General features: G+C 44.7%; 18 protein-coding genes and 1 pseudogene. 16 read left to right on the plus strand and 3 right to left on the minus strand.

Annotation, left to right across the window (positions count from 1 at the left end; all coding sequences use genetic code 11):
- Nucleotides 1-425: 425 nt before the first annotated feature.
- The 4 genes from HWQ43_RS17335 to HWQ43_RS17350 all read left to right on the plus strand — a co-directional run bounded on the left by HWQ43_RS17335 (nucleotide 426) and on the right by HWQ43_RS17350 (nucleotide 5,355).
- Nucleotides 426-1,049 (plus strand): 2Fe-2S iron-sulfur cluster-binding protein, encoded by a 624-nt coding sequence (locus tag HWQ43_RS17335; protein ID WP_292736267.1) that lies wholly within the window; start codon nucleotides 426-428, stop codon nucleotides 1,047-1,049.
- On the plus strand, nucleotides 1,036-2,019 hold the full coding sequence (locus HWQ43_RS17340; RefSeq protein ID WP_292736269.1) for a xanthine dehydrogenase family protein subunit M: 984 nt from the start codon (nucleotides 1,036-1,038) through the stop codon (nucleotides 2,017-2,019). The genes HWQ43_RS17335 and HWQ43_RS17340 overlap by 14 nt, the downstream gene beginning before the upstream one ends.
- A complete protein-coding gene (locus tag HWQ43_RS17345; protein ID WP_292736271.1) occupies nucleotides 2,016-4,229 on the plus strand; it encodes a xanthine dehydrogenase family protein molybdopterin-binding subunit in 2,214 nt (737 codons plus the stop codon). The genes HWQ43_RS17340 and HWQ43_RS17345 overlap by 4 nt, the downstream gene beginning before the upstream one ends.
- Before the next feature lie 196 nt (nucleotides 4,230-4,425).
- On the plus strand, nucleotides 4,426-5,355 hold the full coding sequence (locus HWQ43_RS17350; protein ID WP_292736273.1) for a cation diffusion facilitator family transporter: 930 nt from the start codon (nucleotides 4,426-4,428) through the stop codon (nucleotides 5,353-5,355).
- A 269-nt stretch (nucleotides 5,356-5,624) separates the two neighbouring features.
- Here the strand turns inward: HWQ43_RS17350 and HWQ43_RS17355 are convergent, their stop codons facing one another.
- Entirely contained in the window at nucleotides 5,625-5,996 is a 372-nt protein-coding gene (locus HWQ43_RS17355) for a hypothetical protein (protein ID WP_292736319.1), read from the minus strand.
- Nucleotides 5,997-6,436: 440 nt separating this feature from the next.
- Here HWQ43_RS17355 and HWQ43_RS17360 point away from each other — a divergent pair, with 440 nt between their 5' ends.
- The 3 genes from HWQ43_RS17360 (at nucleotide 6,437) to HWQ43_RS17365 (ending at nucleotide 8,140) form a co-directional block, all read left to right on the plus strand.
- Complete coding sequence (locus HWQ43_RS17360; protein WP_292736275.1) at nucleotides 6,437-6,814, plus strand: DUF6632 domain-containing protein; 378 nt, start codon at nucleotides 6,437-6,439, stop codon at nucleotides 6,812-6,814.
- A gap of 358 nt (nucleotides 6,815-7,172) precedes the next feature.
- Nucleotides 7,173-7,292 (plus strand): twin-arginine translocation signal domain-containing protein, encoded by a 120-nt coding sequence (locus tag HWQ43_RS33815; RefSeq protein ID WP_366932849.1) that lies wholly within the window; start codon nucleotides 7,173-7,175, stop codon nucleotides 7,290-7,292.
- Nucleotides 7,293-7,456: 164 nt separating this feature from the next.
- Nucleotides 7,457-8,140 carry a DUF4142 domain-containing protein gene (locus HWQ43_RS17365; RefSeq protein ID WP_292736277.1) on the plus strand — a complete coding sequence of 228 codons (684 nt, stop codon included), beginning with the start codon at nucleotides 7,457-7,459 and terminating at the stop codon, nucleotides 8,138-8,140.
- A gap of 316 nt (nucleotides 8,141-8,456) precedes the next feature.
- Here the strand turns inward: HWQ43_RS17365 and HWQ43_RS17370 are convergent, their stop codons facing one another.
- Nucleotides 8,457-8,888, minus strand: coding sequence for a GFA family protein (locus tag HWQ43_RS17370; protein WP_292736279.1), 432 nt, complete (start codon nucleotides 8,886-8,888; stop codon nucleotides 8,457-8,459).
- Nucleotides 8,889-9,136: 248 nt separating this feature from the next.
- Nucleotides 9,137-9,508 carry a hypothetical protein gene (locus HWQ43_RS17375; protein WP_292736281.1) on the minus strand — a complete coding sequence of 124 codons (372 nt, stop codon included), beginning with the start codon at nucleotides 9,506-9,508 and terminating at the stop codon, nucleotides 9,137-9,139.
- 713 nt (nucleotides 9,509-10,221) lie between these two features.
- Between HWQ43_RS17375 and HWQ43_RS17380 the strand changes: the two genes are divergently transcribed.
- The 9 genes and pseudogenes from HWQ43_RS17380 to HWQ43_RS17420 all read left to right on the plus strand — a co-directional run bounded on the left by HWQ43_RS17380 (nucleotide 10,222) and on the right by HWQ43_RS17420 (nucleotide 18,068).
- The gene (locus HWQ43_RS17380) at nucleotides 10,222-11,169 is read left to right on the plus strand and encodes a zinc-binding dehydrogenase (protein WP_292736283.1); all 948 of its coding nucleotides are present in this window, start codon (nucleotides 10,222-10,224) and stop codon (nucleotides 11,167-11,169) included.
- Between the two features lie 157 nt (nucleotides 11,170-11,326).
- Nucleotides 11,327-11,731, plus strand: coding sequence for a hypothetical protein (locus HWQ43_RS17385; RefSeq protein ID WP_292736285.1), 405 nt, complete (start codon nucleotides 11,327-11,329; stop codon nucleotides 11,729-11,731).
- 29 nt (nucleotides 11,732-11,760) lie between these two features.
- The gene (locus tag HWQ43_RS17390) at nucleotides 11,761-12,561 is read left to right on the plus strand and encodes an SDR family oxidoreductase (RefSeq protein WP_185585348.1); all 801 of its coding nucleotides are present in this window, start codon (nucleotides 11,761-11,763) and stop codon (nucleotides 12,559-12,561) included.
- Nucleotides 12,562-12,838: 277 nt separating this feature from the next.
- Complete coding sequence (locus tag HWQ43_RS17395; RefSeq protein ID WP_292736288.1) at nucleotides 12,839-13,753, plus strand: TauD/TfdA family dioxygenase; 915 nt, start codon at nucleotides 12,839-12,841, stop codon at nucleotides 13,751-13,753.
- Nucleotides 13,754-13,797: 44 nt separating this feature from the next.
- Nucleotides 13,798-14,007: pseudogene (locus HWQ43_RS17400) on the plus strand (nitrilotriacetate monooxygenase); the annotation flags it as partial.
- 183 nt (nucleotides 14,008-14,190) lie between these two features.
- The gene (locus HWQ43_RS17405) at nucleotides 14,191-15,114 is read left to right on the plus strand and encodes a DMT family transporter (protein WP_366932850.1); all 924 of its coding nucleotides are present in this window, start codon (nucleotides 14,191-14,193) and stop codon (nucleotides 15,112-15,114) included.
- A gap of 102 nt (nucleotides 15,115-15,216) precedes the next feature.
- On the plus strand, nucleotides 15,217-15,870 hold the full coding sequence (locus HWQ43_RS17410; RefSeq protein ID WP_292736291.1) for an HAD family hydrolase: 654 nt from the start codon (nucleotides 15,217-15,219) through the stop codon (nucleotides 15,868-15,870).
- Entirely contained in the window at nucleotides 15,870-16,646 is a 777-nt protein-coding gene (locus HWQ43_RS17415) for a sulfite exporter TauE/SafE family protein (RefSeq protein ID WP_292736293.1), read from the plus strand. The genes HWQ43_RS17410 and HWQ43_RS17415 overlap by 1 nt, the downstream gene beginning before the upstream one ends.
- Nucleotides 16,647-16,814: 168 nt before the next feature.
- Nucleotides 16,815-18,068 (plus strand): MFS transporter, encoded by a 1,254-nt coding sequence (locus tag HWQ43_RS17420; RefSeq protein WP_292736295.1) that lies wholly within the window; start codon nucleotides 16,815-16,817, stop codon nucleotides 18,066-18,068.

Consider the following 18,068-nt stretch of genomic DNA (forward strand, 5'->3'; position numbering starts at 1 on the left):
CCGCTTTCAATGGCATGGAATATAAAGCGTTCGTAGGAGAACAAGAATATTGTTCTCCTTTTTACTGTGCTTTGCAGCTTAGAAAGCATTGCAACAAATTTTTCTGCTGACTTATTTGGCGGTAGCAAGAAAGACCATACTAAATAAAGCATATTTAGTATGGTCTTTCACTGTTTATTCATTCGCCAGTCGAACTCAAACTCATGGCTTTATTCTGACGAATGACGCCTTAATTCTATTTTGATAATTCTAGATAATACTTATGGCATAAATCTTCTGATAGAGAGACATAACAAGATGAAATTGTATTCTATAAACAATGTCTTTTTAGAGAAAATGATTGTAAAAAAGTATGGTTTTTTATCAATAATTTCAGTAGAGATAATTACTCAATATTTTTAACAAAAACAGAATGGAGCGAACAAATGAGGTTTGTCTTAAGACGCCGCAAGTTGGGTCAATTGATGGTCTTCAGCACAGTAGCGGCGACGATCGCTAATTTTATAGAGAAAGCTGTAGCAGAAACTCAAGTCAAAAAAACTACCCCAATGCTGGCAACTTCCACTTCTGAAACTGTGAAGGTGACGCTACAAGTGAATGGAACACCACATAGTTTGCAAATTGAACCGCGTGTTACCTTACTTGATGCACTTCGGGAATACATAGGATTAATTGGTACTAAAAAAGGTTGCGATCATGGTCAGTGTGGTGCTTGCACGGTGCTGGTTGATGGGCAACGGATTAATTCGTGCCTGACATTTGCAATTATGCACACTGACGCAAAAATCACAACTATTGAAGGGTTGGAACAAGGAAACAATCTGCACCCGATGCAAGCCGCGTTTCTGTCCCGCGATGCGTTTCAGTGCGGCTACTGCACGCCAGGACAGATTTGTTCGGCAGTGGGTTTGGTGAACGAGGGACACGCTAAGTCAGATGCCGACATTCGCGAACTAATGAGCGGCAATATCTGCCGTTGCGGTGCTTATCCAAATATCGTGGCTGCTGTCCGCGATGTCTTAGAGGGAAAAAAAGATGCAGCCGTTTAGCTATAAAAAAGCGGGACAAGCAGAGAATGCCGTGGCTTTGGTTACTCCAGAAGTGCAAGCTGCTTACTTGGCAGGGGGTACAAGCTTAATTGATCTGATGAAGCTGAATGTACAAACGCCAAAACAGTTAGTTGACATTAACCCACTACCGCTAACCAAGATAGAAGTGCAGGGTAACGGTGTGCGGATTGGAGCAATGGCAAGCAATAGCGATGTTGCTTATAATCCGATCATTCGGGAGCGTTACCCAGTGCTGTCAGAGGCCTTGCTGTCTGGGGCATCACCGCAACTGCGAAACATGGCAAGTGTGGGCGGAAATTTACTGCAACGTACCCGCTGTTACTACTTCCGTGACACCGCCTTCCCCTGCAATAAGCGCGTTCCCGGTTCAGGTTGTCCAGCAATCGAGGGTTATAACCGCATTCATGCGATTTTTGGCGGTAGCGATCGCTGTATTGCCACCCATCCTTCTGATATGGCTGTGGCAATGGTAGCACTTGATGCCGTTGTGCAAACACGCGGGCCGAGAGGAGAGCGCAGTATTCCGCTGGTAGATTTTCATCTCGTACCAGGCGATACGCCAGAAAGGGAGACGGTTCTAGAACACGGAGAGTTAATTGTTGCCGTTGATTTACCTGCTTTAAACTTCGCAAAGCGATCGCACTATTTAAAAGTCCGCGATCGCGCCTCCTATGCTTTTGCAATGACATCAGTTGCGGCGGCGCTAGATATTCAAAATGGGATTATTCGCTCGGCACGCATTGCCCTTGGCGGCGTTGGCACAAAGCCTTGGCGCGCCTCCGAAGCAGAAAAAATACTTTTGAACAAGCCAGCCAATCAGGCAACATTTCAAGCAGCTGCGGACGCTGCGATCGCTGGAGCTAAACCTCAAAAATACAACGGCTTTAAGGTCGAACTGGCTAAACGCACAATTGTTAAGGCGCTGACAACGGTGGGAGGGATGGTATGAATACAGGGGATAAAAATATAGTTGTCGGCAAACCGTTAAATCGAGTTGATGGACGGCTCAAGGTAACTGGCGGCGCCCGCTATGCGGCTGAGTTTCCGGTCGCAAAAATGACTTATGGCGTGACAATTCAAAGTGCGATCGCCAAAGGTAAAATTGCCCAAATCGATACCAAGGCGGCGGAACAAGTACCCGGTGTATTAGCAGTAATTACCCACCTCAACGCGCCCAAAGCTTCTGGAGAAAAGGGCGGCGATCGCAAGCTGCAAGTTCTGCAAGATAACGTTATCCTGTATAGCGGACAGCATATTGGTGTCGTCGTTGCCGATACCTTTGAACGAGCGATGTATGCTGCTTCCCTCGTACAAGTTCGGTATGACGAAGAGAAACCAACCATTAATATGCGGGACAATCTCACTAAGGCATACTTACCTAAAGGTAAAATCCCTAGAGAGGAACCGCCCGATTTAGCCCACGGCAATGTCAACCAGGGACTAGCGGCGGCGGCTGTCCGCGTCGAGCAAACCTATACTACCCCAGTAGAAAATCACAATCCGATGGAGCCTCATGCCACAACAGCAGTTTGGCAAGGCGATGAACTGCTGTTGTATGACGCAACTCAGGGAATTTTTTCGACTCAAAAAAAAGTTGCGGAGGTATTGGGAATTGAGCCTGAGAAAGTCCGCATTATGTCTTATTTTGTGGGCGGTGGCTTCGGCTGCAAAGGGTCGGCTTGGTCGCACGTACCACTAGCGGCGATCGCTGCAAAGCAAGTTAATCGCCCAGTAAAATTAGTTCTGGGACGGATACAGATGTATGGGCCTGTGGGTTTTCGACCAGAGACAATTCAACAGGTTTCTCTAGGTGCAACCCGCGATGGTAAATTGACTGCTTTGCGACACGCCGGCACTTCTCAGACTTCAACTTTCGATGAATTTATCGAACCTGTTGGTAAAAGCGCCCGGATGATTTACGCTTGTCCGCATATCGAAACCAGCCACCGTCTGGTTGAGCTCGATCAAGGAACACCAACCTATATGCGGGCACCAGGCGAAGCTTCTGGGTCGTTTGCCTTAGAATCGGCAATGGACGAACTGGCTTATGCGCTCAACATCGATCCGGTGGAACTGCGTCTGCGTAACTATGCTGAAGTCGATCCTAGCAAAGGACTGCCTTGGTCGAGCAAGTCACTCAGAGAATGTTACAAATTAGGGGCAGAAAAGTTTGGCTGGCAAAAGCGCAATCCTCAGCCCCGTTCAATGCGAGACGGGAATTATTTGATTGGTTGGGGTATGGCGACAGCTACTTATCCTACCAACCGTTCCCCAGCATCAGCGATCGCTCAAATTATGGCAGATGGTACAGCCGTTGTACAGAGCGGTTCCCAAGATATTGGCACGGGAACTTATACTGTGATGACTCAAGTTGCAGCTGAGGCACTCGGTTTACCAGTTAACAAAGTTCGGTTTGAGCTAGGCGATACCAAGATGCCACAAACCCCCGTTTCTGGTGGTTCCCAAACCGCCGCCAGTGTCAGTTCAGCCGTACATTTAGCGGGAAATCAAGCACGCAGTCAGCTTTTGCAACTAGCACTTGCCGATCAAAAATCGCCCCTTTATAGTTCAAAGGCTGAGGATGTGATTGCCGAAAATGGCAGCTTTTTCTTAAAAAATAAATCCTCCGCCAGCGAAACATATCAGGCAATCTTGGCACGGCATGGAAAGAAAATGATCGAAGCGCGTGCAGATGCCAAACCTGGAGAGGAACAAAAGAAGTTCTCAATGCACTCATTTGGAGCGCAGTTTGCCGAAGTCCGCGTTGAGCCTGATTTGGGTGAAGTGCGAGTGAGGCGCTGGGTGGGAACTTTTGGCGTGGGACGTATCCTCAACGCTAAAACAGCCAACAGTCAGCTGATTGGTGGGATTGTTTATGGCATCGGTATGGCGTTAATGGAACATACGCTAACAGACCCGAACCGAGGACGCGTTGTCAACCACGATTTAGCTGAGTATCACGTACCAGTGAATGCAGACGTTCCTGATATTGAGGTGTTGTTTGTCGATGAACACGATCCACATATTAACCCGCTTGGCGTCAAAGGAATTGGCGAAATTGGCATTACCGGAACTGCGGCAGCGATCGCTAACGCTGTCTATCATGCCACCGGTAAGCGCGTCCGCGATTTGCCAATTACCTTAGACAAGCTGCTGTAGATATGGCGATCGCAACATTACCAGTATGAGCAAGAAGTTCATACGCGGCAATGATACTCTGTAGCCAATACACTTGTAGAGACGCGATTTATCGCGTCTTGAAATACCAATCAGTAGAAGACTCAGGACTGATGACCGCTCAAGTAAAATTTGGTACTCTTAGCTCGGAATCACTGTAATTACGTCCGTGACCGAGATGAGTAGTCCAACAGCCCGATCCTATGCTTTCTTATCGATTGCAGCAGCAATCATCACTATTGCCCTAAAATTTGGCGCTTACCTGCTAACCGGGTCAGTAGGTTTGCTTTCAGATGCGATTGAATCAATTGTAAATCTCGTAGCTGCATTGGTTGCTCTATGGGCATTGACCTATGCTGAGAAACCAGCTGATGCCGAACACGCCTTTGGGCATTCTAAAGCCGAATACTTCTCCAGTGGTGCAGAAGGTGCGTTGATTATAGTGGCAGCCATTAGCATTGCTGTTGAAGCTTGGGGACGCTTGTTGCATCCAGAACCATTAACACAGATGGGATTAGGGTTGGCACTCTCCTTCTTTGCAACTGCAATCAACGGCGTTGTTGCCTTTATCTTGCTACGGGCAGGGCGACGGTTACGTTCCATTACACTGAGGGCTGATGCTCACCACCTGTTTACCGATGTAGTAACTTCGGCTGGTGTGATAGTTGGAATCTTTCTCGTCAAAGTAACAGGCGCTCTCATACTCGACCCAATTGTTGCGCTGATAGTAGCAGCAAATATTACTTGGACAGGATTTCGTTTGCTGCGAGAAACCAGTAGCGCGTTACTGGATGCAGCTTTGCCTAAAAAAGAAATTGACGCAATCAAGAACATTCTTAACGAGTACAAACATCAAGACATCCAGTTCCATGCTTTGCGAACCCGCACTGCTGGAACCCGTCGCTTTGTTTCCTTTCATGTTCTTGTGCCTGGATCTTGGACAGTGCAACAAGGGCATGATTTGTGCGAGGCAATAGAGCTTGCTATTCTTCGGGTGCTACCTTCAACCCACGTTACAACTCACCTGGAACCTGTAGAAGATCCAGTTTCTTGGGACGATTTGGAGTTGGAGCGTTCGAGCAATCAGCAAATGCAAGATATAAAATAAGAGATTAATTGCTGCCGATCGCATCTCTATATAAACTGCAACACTGAGTAAGTATCTAGACATAAATAAATTTAAAGTTTGTAGTAAGGACTTTAGTCCTGATAATCCTTGCTCTGAGCGATAAATCGCTCACTACAAACTAGGAGTTTATTTTATATTTAATTATGTCTACCTACTTACTGCAAATGCGTAGGCGTAGCCAGCCGTAGGCATCGCCAATTTTTAAACTCAATCAAGTTGATTAACTTGCGATCGCTTCCAGGAGGCGGTTACGCCATCGCAACTTGCTTTTTCCGGGAAGGACGCTTGCGGTCTGATTTTTTCTTCAATCCCACAGCTTGGGCTTGATCGCTATCTGAACCATATTGCCCGCGTACAACTTCTTTCATCGCTAATACGGCATTATGAAATTCCCACTCTGCTAATCGCGCAGCATCAGCAGCAGCACGGTATAAAGCTAGTTTCTCGGTTTCAGTTTGTTGAGAAATCAACATTGCCTGATAAGCTTCCTGTAAATTAGCAGATGAGGCATCAGCACGAGTTGTGTTGTAATTGCTGACGGTTTGCAAACCGTGGAATGAGTCAATATCTTGACTAATCAGTTGAGGGCGCAAACGGTTGGTTGTATTTTGGGGAGACATACATTCATACTTAGTAAGTTGTACATTTAATGTACCCATTGCAACAAAAAAATATCAGTAACATGAAATTTTCAGATAGGGCAAGGTTAGAAAGAATAGTTTAAGACAACAGGTCGATGTATTGGCATAACAGACCGATGTATTAACATAACAGGTCGATGCATTGGCATAACAGGTCAATGCATTGGCATAACAGACCGATGTATTGGCATAACAGGTCGATGTATTGGCATAACAGACCGATGTATTGGTATAACAGACCGATGCATTAATATTGCAGACCGATGCAATTACAAAACTGTAAGACGACACTAAAAACCATGAGGAGCATTAAAATTTCTAACACTCTAAAGCTGAAGTATCACTAGTGGGAATACAATCACAAAATGATGCAGTTTTGTTAGTAAAGACTGCACTAGAAATTAGTGGAGGTTAAAGCAATGGATGGGCGCGATCGGTACTTACGAATCGCTCTGGTTCTTGTTGGCATAGCTTTTCTACTTATTTATCCGCTAACTCAGGTCTGGGCATCAGGCTGGTTATGGCAACCAGGTCAGCACGAATACGAACAGATGATTATTGGTGTTTATGCGACGCTTGGTGTCTTTTTGCTGTTAGCTTCAAGACAACCAGAAGCTCACCTCAGTTTAATCTGGTTCACCGTCACATCAAGTGCAGTCCACGGGCTGATCATGGCGGTACATGCAGTAATTGACCCTGTTGAACAGGGACACCTGTTTGGTGATGTTCCAGCATTGTTCTTGGTAGCAATTGTCCTTGGCTTTTTAGCGCCCCGCAAAGTAGTGTCAAGTACATGAACGGGCGTAGAATATCTTTGTATTTCCCACAATTAAAGAGATAAGCAGCTACCGATCTATCTAAATAACCCCGATTTCTCACCACATCTCTCAAAGCCTGCGTTTGTGCAGGGGAGCAGGGGAGCAGCACTTCTCTACGAGACGCTGCGCGAATAGCTATGCTCAGTGACCATTGACTTGCATTAGGAATACATCAACTTGCATTGTGAATGCATCGACTTGCATTAAGAATGCATCGGCTTGCATTGTGAATGCATCTTGCGGAGTATATTTGAAAGCACACCTTAGCTAGAGTCTCTGTGCCAGATAGCAGTGATAATATACGGCTCATTCCCGTCGGTGCTTGTAGGAGACAATTATGGAAATCAGTAGACGCAGCTTGTTAAAAACTGCTTCTGCTTCGGGATTAGTGGCAGCATTACAGTTTCGGAAGGATTTTTGCAACCGCTCCTCGCCCAAACAGAACTCAACCAGATGATATCCCTGCATTCAATCGAGAAATCTTGAATCTATTTACACAATTTGCACCAGCGGCATCTGCTCATTAATCGGCTTTGTTTGTAGCTGACTCAACTGTGCGATCGCGCTTAGTTTTTCATTCAACATTTCAAAATATAGCTTTATCCAAGGAGAACATTAATTATGTCCAACTTCAAAATATATTCTACTGGTATAGTGGCGATCGCCTTATCTCTGGCAACTGGTTGCACACCAACTACACCCCATGACGACAATATATCTGAAGTTCCACCTGCTCAATCTGTGCAAACGACAGAGAGTCCATCACCAAGTGCATCCCCAACGACATCACCAACGACATCACCAACGACATCAGGGCAAAATAGCCTCAGTTCTTCAGACAGACAGTTTATCAATGAAGCTGCTCAAGGTGGTTTAGCAGAAGTCCAACTAGGACAACTAGCATCACAACGTGGAGCTAGCGATGCGGTAAAACAGTATGGACAGCGTATGGTTCAAGATCATACTCTGGTAAACAATCAACTCAAACAGTTGGCGACTCAAAAAGGTGTAACACTGCCAACTACTATTGGAACCAAAAATCAGCAAGTAAAGCAACGTTTATCCAAACTTTCTGGTGCTAAATTTGATCGCCAATATTTGAATCAGATGCTTCAAGATCATGAAAAAGATGTCTCTGCATTTCAAACTGAAGCTGAACAGGGACAAGATCCAGATGTGAAAGCATTTGCCGGTCAAACTCTACCAATCCTCCAAGAACACCTGCAACAGGTTCGTTCCCTTGTTAATCCTGGAAATTCAACGAGTACCCCAACTCCAACGAGTACCCCAACTACTACTCCGTAAGGCAATACAGTTGAGTTAAGTATTTCTTCTTCTTTCCCTTTGTATCCGCTACGCGTACTTCTGCCAAGAAACAAGCTACGCGTAGCGTTTCGCTGTATTAAGTCCAAAATTTCATCATTAAGGATAATTTTAAGGAACTTCCAAATAAAAAATACCCAAAAAACTCTCTTCTCCTCATTCCTCTGTGTTCTCCGTGTCTGGAGTGGTAGCCTGCGGCAAGCCGCTGACGCTCCTTCGTCGCTACCGCTTCGCTAATGCGTCTACGTTTATTTAGGTAATTTATTTCTTGGAAGTCCCTAAAAAGTAGCTCTAATCTTTACCGCTCTGATGGAGGTGCAAACTGTGCAAATACTTCTGCCCCTGTCAGGTTCTTGGTTTCATTGGCAAAACAGTAATATTTGGGCTTTTCATCAATGAATATCTGATGATCAAAAACAAGACCTTCATAGCTATCGAATAGTCCAACGGGTATGAAATACTGGTTACTTTGTTTCAATTTGTAAAATAGATGGCTACCACACTTCTTACAGAAGCCACGCTCTGCCCATTCTGAAGATTGATAAACTCCGATATTTTCTTCACCAGAAAAGCTAACATCACTTTCACACTCAACTACTAACAAAGGCCCTCCACCCCAGTTGCGACACATACTACAATGACACGCTCCTACCTGATTACTCATACGGGTTGTAGAAACGTTTACTACTCCACACAGGCAGCTACCTTTTGCAATGCTCACATTAGACATATTTTTCTGCGCTCCCAAAAATGCGTTTCAATTTTACATTCTTGTTTGTTTCATACTGGAAGTATCTGCACTATTCAGTCCAGAGTCTGATACAACTAATCTAGCCGCTTCTTGAAACTGATTAAAATCAACATTGATGTTACATCTCCAATTTAAAAATATGGAGTTTTGCGTTTATGGCGTAGAGTGTAACTCGATGGATGGGCTGAGATACGAAGCCCATCCTACCGCGCTTGAGTGCAAACGTCTTATTTCTGTTTGCAGCTTGCGGTAAGTTCTACATTGTAGAAAGTCCCTGGTTTGGGATTAATTGACCGCAACTCCCGGATAAAAGCATTAAATGTTGTATTGTTTGTGCCGAAGCCAGCTTCAGCACAAGCAGATAAACCTCCTTCGATGGGAATAGGAGATCCGACTCTGGGACTATATACAATGAATTTATCGACAGTGCCAGTGCCGACTGCAAACCCGATAACCTGGCGAATTGTTCGCAAAGCGGCATTATCTAAGGAACCACCAATACTGCCAACACTGATATTAACCGCACGACTTTCAGCCACAGCAGGCGCACTAATCGACAATACTGCCCCGACAATCATCAAACAGGTAAACTTCTTCATTTTCCTCTCTGCCAAAAAATTGAAAAACTAATAATTAGGTTGCGACATGGATGAAGTACATCCCAGACGCAAGTCATGTAAGGTTCTCAGACACTAGGGTGTGTGTAAACTACAAAATCTATGATTCTGAACTTTTGGGGATTACTTCAGCATTAGGTCTTTCCTTTTCTGAAAAATGTTAATTTCTTAAAGATTCTTTATCAAATCGCCTTTGCAGACAGACTCCTGGCTGTCTAATCAGTATTTAAGGGCTTGAGACGAATGTCACGCTTGAAAAGATACAACAAGCGTCAGGGCAGAGTGTTGAGTGTAGGGTGTAGTCTTTAAGACAATTGAATGCGAATATGTCGCATAGTACAACATCTTTTTAATTCCCCACACATAAAAGCCAAGAATACTAGGGATTTACGCTTTTGTGATCATAAAAATAACGCCGAACGATACGGAAGCCACTTGGCTTGACTACAGTGCAAGTGTCAATGGCGAATTTATTCACAAGATGCTTGATTCTTCTGGCTGTCTGTGATACTTTTCTTTTTACGAACCAGAAATACTGTAAGTTTATCAAGATGCCGTTGTTTTTTAAATTTCGTTAACCTAGCTGCAAGGATTTGCAAGGATTTGAAGTTACAGCAGTTTTCATGTATTTGAACCATACCTTCCCCTTTAACCCACTTCTGCAAGAAGTCTAATCTCTAAGCCAGGGCAACCTTATGAGCAAAATACGTGCTGTGATTGTTGATCCCAATGTGCCTGGGCGTTTGGCACTGAGTGAAGTGACTGCACCAAAGCCTGCCCCAGATGAAGCTCTAGTGGGGGTAGCGGCAATTTCCCTCAATCGCGGAGAGGTGAAACGTTCAACCACTGCTGAGGCTGGTTGGCAGCCTGGTTGGGACTTGGCAGGTGTAGTGGTAATCCCCGCCGCCGATGGTTCGGGGCCTCCCCAAGGGGCGCGTGTAGTTGGCTTGCGTCGCGCCGGTGCTTGGGCAGAACTTGTGTCTGTTCCTACTGACGCCTTAGCAGTAGTCCCGCCATCGGTATCTTTTGCTCAAGCCGCCACGCTACCTGTAGCGGGTTTAACTGCATACCATGCAGTGTTAAAAGGTGGTTCACTTTTGGGTCGGACAGTTCTGGTTACAGGCGCATCAGGAGGTGTTGGTTACTTCGCTATCCAATTGGCGCAACTGTCAGGAGCGCAAGTTGTGGCACATATTCGTCAAGCTGACTATGAAACTCTAGTTAGAGAAGCGGGGGCGCAATCGGTGGTGATTGGCGAAGACCTTTCACCCGCCAGCGAGTACGGCCCTTACGATCTAATTGTAGAGTCAGTGGGTGGCAAGACTTTGGGGGTAGCTCTTGGCTTACTGGCACAGGATGGCAAAACTGTGCTGTATGGAGTATCTGGGGGATCTGAAGTAACATTCAACGCGGCTCAATTTTTTGGAACTGGTAGCGTGAGTCTGTATGGTTTACGTCTGTTCGATGAATTGAGATTTGAATCAGCAGCAGTTGGCCTAAAACGGCTTTTGAGTCTAGTAGAAGCGGGTGAGTTGCATCCTCACATTGATTTAGAAGCTTCTTGGACACAAATAGCTGATGTGGCCCAACAACTACTCGATAGGCGTTTTCCTGGTAAGGCTGTGTTGCACATTTCAAAATAATTCGTAATTCGTAGTTCGTAATTCGTAATGACACTCTCTTCGAGACGCTAAAAGCGTAGCTTGCTTCTCTGTAAGAGTACGCGGACTCGCTACCGCTACGCTAACGTAATTAATTTTTTTCATGCACTGATTTATTGAGAAAGACTAATGTTTTTCCTTGTTGCAATCAAGCAGATTTATTTGTGAGGTAATAATTACGAATGATGAATTAAGAACTACGAATTATGCTGACTTCTGGTTCAAACTAGATCGGCTTGTAGCCCTTAGTAATCTCAAGATAGATCGCCCAAAAGGGACATCACATCCACGTTATCCATCCTTTGTTTATCCGTTGGACTATGGATACTTGGAAAATTCTCGCTCTGGAGATGGAGCCGATATTGATGTCTGGATAGGTAGTTTGTCTAGCAAAAAAGTCACTGCCGTCATTTGTAGTGTTGACTTGGAAAAGCGGGATACAGAAATCAAAATACTTCTGGGCTGCACTTCTAGGGAAAATCAAGCCATCTTGGATATCCACAATACAGGCTCTCAATCAGCAATATTATTGGTTCGCAACTAAATTACTTACATTTTTGAGGGTAAGTTTGTATGAGCTTAGAACTAAAACTATCAGGTAAAACAGCGATCGTTACTGGAGGAAGTGCGGGAATTGGTTTAGCTACTGCCAAAGCACTTTATAGTGAGGGTGTGAATGTTGCGATCGCAGCCCGCAATCAAGAAAGACTAGAAAATGCAGTAGCTGCCATCCAGTCTTTACCAACTCCTGGCGCTAAAGTTATTGCTATCAGCGCTGATTTAACGAAAGCAGAGGATGTTGAAAAAGTTGTCTCCACAACATTAGCCCAATTTAATCAGATTGATATCTTGATTAACAATGCCGGATCAGCTCGTGCTGGGTCTTTCCTAGAATCCACAGATGATTTATTCTTGGATGCTTGGAACTTAAAATTATTGGGCTACATTCGCTTAGTTAGAGCCGTCGTTCCCCATCAAAAAAGCCGCGGTGATGGGCGGATTGTCAATATAGTTGGTGGTGCAGGACGGACACCTCGCCCTAACTTCCTAGCTGGTGGTACAAGCAATGCTGCTTTGCTGAACTTCACAAAGGGCATTTCTAAAGAGCTAGCCGAGTACAAGATTCGCATTAACGCTATCTCCCCTGGTGCTACAGCTACAGAGCGTGCCGAGACTTTAGCGCGGCAAAATGCCCAAGCGCAAGGCATCACCGTTGAGCAAGTAAAGGCACAAAACATCCAAAGTATTCCTTTAAAAAGAATCGCCCAACCAGAAGAAATTGCCGCGTTAGCGTTATTTTTGGTGTCCGATCTTGCTGCATCGATTACAGGAACAGAGATTATCGTTGATGGCGGATCTACCCCTGGTGTTTAGCAGATGAAAGGAATTAAAAATCAGCAGATTTTTCCTTCAATCCAAAATTGAATAACTGCTGACGACCTAAGTAAAAACATTAGCCCTTTCAAGGTGACTTGTAAAATCTCTTTTTCTCTCTGCGCTCTCCGCGTCTCTGCGGTTAAAAAATCTTTTCTTTAACCACAGAGGCACAGAGAACACAGAGTTAAGAGGTTAAAGAGGAGTTTCTTGTAGGCGAATTTTCACCCAGCTTGAAAAGGCTAGTCCCAAACATAAATTTATTGGAGATAAAAAGATGGGTTCTCAATACTTTGATATCAAACCAGTTGCAGGACGTATCGGTGCTGAAATTATTGGTGTTAATCTGAGTTCTAACCTCAGCGATGAGATCATCAGTGATATTCGCAAGACTCTAGTCAAATACAAAGTCATCTTTTTCCGTGGTCAGCAACAGCTTGATGCTGATGGACAGGTTGCCTTCGCTCGTCGTTTTGGTGAACTCACTACAGCCCACCCCACTGTACCATCGCTGCCAGAAAATCCAGAAGTCTTAGACCTGAATTATGGGCGCACCACTTCCCGCGCCAATAGCTGGCATACCGATGTGACATTTGTAGACCGTCCTCCTCTCGGCTCTATCTTACGAGCGCTTGACATTCCCCCAACTGGTGGCGATACAATCTGGGCAAACTCCGTGACTGCATACGAAGATTTACCTATCCATTTGCGTAATCTTGCAGACCAACTTTGGGCAGTACATAGCAACAAATACGACTATGCCACTGCATTCGACCTACCTGAAGATGCCAAGGCTTACCGGGCTGTCTTCACCTCGACTGTATACGAGACTCTGCACCCAGTTGTACGCGTCCATCCCGAATCTGGAGAGCGGGGACTATTCATCGGCGGATTTGTGCGCCAGTTCCGTGGCTTATCAACAACTGAATCCGATGACATTCTGCGGTTGTTACAAGCATACATCACACGTCCTGAAAACACAGTCCGGTGGCGTTGGCAAGTTGGTGACGTAGCCTTTTGGGACAATCGGGCTACTCAACATTATGCGATCGCAGATTATGGCGATCAGCCCCGCCACGTTCAACGCGTGACAATTGTCGGCGATCTCCCAGTTGGCATCGATGGTAAACAAAGTGAGGCGATCAAAGGAGATGCTTCTGAGTACAACCGTCGTCAGGCGGTGACTGCGTAATAGGGACTCGCGTAAAAATAAAATACCAGCTAGACAATCTCTATGCTGATGGATTTAACATCATGCCGCCCTGGCTACCTGGGGGTTTAGAGGAATTCGTGGACTTGGTAATTCCTGAACTGCAACGCCGAGGAATATTTCGTACTGAGTATGAAGGTAGTACTTTGCGCGAAAATCTTGGTTTGCCTCGTCCGGTAAACCAGTTCACCACAAAAACTGCTCCAGAACCTGTGGGTGTCGGTTCCTTGGCATAGTAATAATTGATAGATTTCCCTGTAGAGACGGCGATTTATCGCGTCTTTTGAAGCGACGGCTTTGATTTCCTCAAACTTCATCTGGTGTGTTATTCCAGTGGTTTTAACAATACAATCAAGTCGTCTCTAAGGAAACTTTTTATCGTGTTGGGCATCTTGACGGTTCTTCTATCCTCCTTTGTTTTGACGTTTCACAACGTTACAGTCCGAGTTTTGTTTTCAGAACATCTCGTACTAGGTTTATTTTTACTCGGTGGATACGTTAAACCGGATTTGCAGAATTCTTTCTTACTGATGTTCATGCGAATGCTGCTGGTGGTTCCACTCATGGCATCTCTATCATTCAAGCTATATCCATCTGCTTGGACAGAACTCCAAGACTTGTTCACCCGCGATCGCAGGGATGTTCTAATCCAAGCTCTTGGCTGTGGAGTGCTGATGTTTGTGTATATTGCCTCACTCTACATTGCTATTGGCTTGATTCCCACAGGCATTGCCTTGACCCTCTTTTTCACCTATCCCGTATTTACAGCACTGTTGTCATGGAGGTTTTTTGGCGATCGCCCCACATTGTTCCGTTGGTTGGTAATGGCTATTATTCTGGTAGGAAGCGCTCTCACCATTCCCCAATCTTCTCCTACTTATAGCAGTCATACAATTGCGATCGGCATTTTCGCTAGTTTTGGCGCTGGAATTGTTTACGCCTTTTATTGCATCATTGCTCAAAAATGTTTAGAAAAATTCCATCCAATTCCCTTTACCTGGATCAGTTTTGCCTGCACTCTACTGCTCTCTGGTATTAGCTTACTGTTCTGGCCAGGTAAAAACGCCCAACTTGACTGGACACCCTTATGGATTGGTAGCATATTTTCCGGTCTTGTCAGCTTTCTCGGACATACTTTAAACAATGTGGGAATTCGGATGGTTGGCGCATCTACCGCTTCCATAATCGGCTCTAGCAGTCCAGCATTGACAGCGTTGGTTGCATGGATAACCATTAGCGAAACTTTAAACGTGATTCAGAGTGTAGGGATTGGTGTTGTCACATTGGGGATCGCGTTACTTAGTGCCGAAGGCTTTGTAAAATCGCTCAAAATTAGGGGTTGAATTGGGAATTGGGCATTGGGCATGGGGTAATATTTAGAATTTACGAATTACGTTAGCGCAGCGTTAGCGACGCAGGAGCGTCATTACGAATTAATATCAAATATGCCTTTCTCCGCGATCCTTTTTGATTTAGACGGGACTTTGACAGATCCTAAGCCTGGAATCACTGGTTGCATTCAGTATGCGCTCTCTGAACTCGGTTACAAACCACCGAATGCTGATGAATTAAATTGGTGTATTGGCCCACCACTCAAAGATAGCTTTTCGCAATTACTCAATACCTTGGATGGCACAGTAATTGAACAGGCTCTTTTACTATATCGTCGTCGCTTTGCCACAATTGGATTATTTGAAAACTCCCTTTATCCCCAAATTACGGAAGTTTTAAAAGCAATTCGTTTTGCTGGTTATAAAACATTTGTGGCGACTTCTAAACCATATATTTATGCAACACAGATTATTGAGTTTTTTGGCTTATCGTTGCTTTTTGATGGTGTTTATGGTAGCGAACTTGACGGAACGCGAAGCATAAAAGGTGACTTAATTCACCATATTTTATTAACAGAAAAACTTTTACCATCTACTGTGGTGATGGTAGGCGATCGCTCACATGACATCATTGGAGCCAAGCGCCATCAAATCGCCTCAATTGGTGTCACCTATGGCTATGGAACTGAGGAGGAATTAAAAGCTCATGGTGCTGACTTGATTGCCCATTCTCCAAGTGATATTCCCAAATTAATAATTCGTAAATAATGCCACCATCTTTAACACTTTTCCATAGCTTACTTCTTTTTAGTACCGCTTTTATTGCAGGCGGATTAAACGCTGTAGCAGGTGGTGGAAGTTTTATCACATTTCCAACTCTTATCTTTACGGGTGTACCCCCGATCGCAGCTAACGCCACCAATAATACTGCAATTTGGGTGGCTGCCCTAGCCAGTGCTGGAGCATATCGTCAAGATTTGGGCATCGAGCGGCGAGATTTTTTACTTTTATGTGGCGTCAGTTTAGTTGGTGGCATGATTGGCTCCATAGCTTTGTTGTATACATCGCCAGATGTCTTTAAAAAGCTGATTCCCTATCTATTGCTGCTAGCAACAGTTGTGTTTACCTTTGGCGAACCGTTCAAAAAGTGGTTGCAGCGTCGAAACCAGAATACATCACCAGAATCTGTACCGTTGTTTAATTTGCTACTGGCTCAACTAGCGATCGCAATTTATGGCGGTTTTTTTGGCGCAGGTATAGGGATTTTAATGCTGGCAGCTCTAACCTTTTTAGGTATCAAAAGTATTCACAAAATGAACGCTTTTAAGACATTTTTGGGGAGTTGTATCAATGGTATTGCGATCGTTCCATTTCTTTTTGCAGGTGTGATTGCTTGGCATCAAGCTATTTTGATGGCAGTTGGTGGCTCTCTTGGCGGTTACTTAAGCGCCCATTATGCTCGTAAACTTGAACCGCACTTAATTCGGAGATTTGTGATGATTGTTGCCTTCAGCATGACTGCCTACTTTTTTATTCACGGTTAAAACCATTTCTTAGTGAAGTTGCACCAAGCCCTTTTAACTTCTTTCTTTCTTTGCGTCCTTCTCTTCGAGACGCTGCGCGAAGGCGTCCTTGGCGGTTCGTTTTTCTTTCTTCTACTTAAGTCCTAATACGAACTGTTATAAGGACTCATAACTCTTACGGGGTGATGTATGGAAGCATCAAACAAATCACAAGTCATGCTCCGTGCTTTTAGTTCCAGAAATTTTCGCCTGTACTACACAGGTCAGGCAATTTCTCTGATTGGTACATCTATGACTCAAGTGGCTACTAGTTGGTTAGTATATCGCCTCACCGATTCCGCTTGGTTACTAGGTCTAGTGGGCTTTGCCAGCCAAATTCCCACACTTGTGTTGATTCCTCTGGGTGGAATCATCGCCGATCGCTGGAGTCGTCATCAAATCTTGCTTGTTGCCCAAATTCTAGGGATGCTTCAGTCTTTAGCTCTAACGTGGCTAGCCCTAAGCGGTACGATTAATATCCAGTACATTGCAATTCTTGGTGTGCTGCAAGGGATTATCAACGCCTTCGATATTCCGACTCGGCAGGCATTTCTTCCCGAAACAGTTGGTAAGGAAAATCTCGGTAATGCCTTTGCCTTGTACTCTTCCCTGGTGAGTGTGACGAGTATGGTAGGCCCTGCGATCGCAGGTTTGCTGATTGTAGCGCTGGGATCAGGGCTGTGTTTCCTGATTGATAGCATCAGTTATATCGCTGTAATTATTGCCCTCCTCACAATACGCCTGACATCCAGAAAAGCCATTATTTCCAAACGCAAACCTTTAGAAGAATTAAAAACTAGTTTTAAATATGCATTTGGGTTTTTGCCAATTCGCTCAGTCTTGATTGGTTCGGCTTTAGTTTGCTGCGTGTGGGGATTTTATTTAGCTTTAGGGCCGATTTTTGCCAAGGAGATTTTGCAAGGTGACCCTAACACCTTCGGTTTCTTGATGACAGCTTCGAGCTTGGGAACCTTAGCAGGTGGTATCTATTTAACTAAGCACAGCAATGTATTGGAATTGGGTAAAGTTCTAGCATTGGGTATATGTTTTATGGGAATAAGCTTGATTGTCTTTGCCTTATCCCGTGTATTCTGGCTTTCACTGCTCTCATTATTTGCAGCTGGTTTCGGCTTTATTTTGCAGATAATTGCCGGACGTACTTTGCTTCAGTTGTTGGTGAGCGATGAAAATCGCGGACAAATTACAGGTCTTTACGTTATGGCATCTACAGGCGCAGTACCTATAGGTAACTTAATAGCTGGCGCACTAGCAAGCAAAATTGGTAGTAGTAATACTGTCATCCTTGGTGCAAGTATTTGTATTGCAGGCTCAATTTTCTTTATGCAGCAAATCTCCACCTTCCGCGATCTGGTTCGTCTGAATCTACGTACTGAAGGAGCTTAA

Source organism: Nostoc sp. JL31 (assembly GCF_017114965.1).
GTDB classification, from domain to species: domain Bacteria; phylum Cyanobacteriota; class Cyanobacteriia; order Cyanobacteriales; family Nostocaceae; genus Nostoc; species Nostoc punctiforme_A.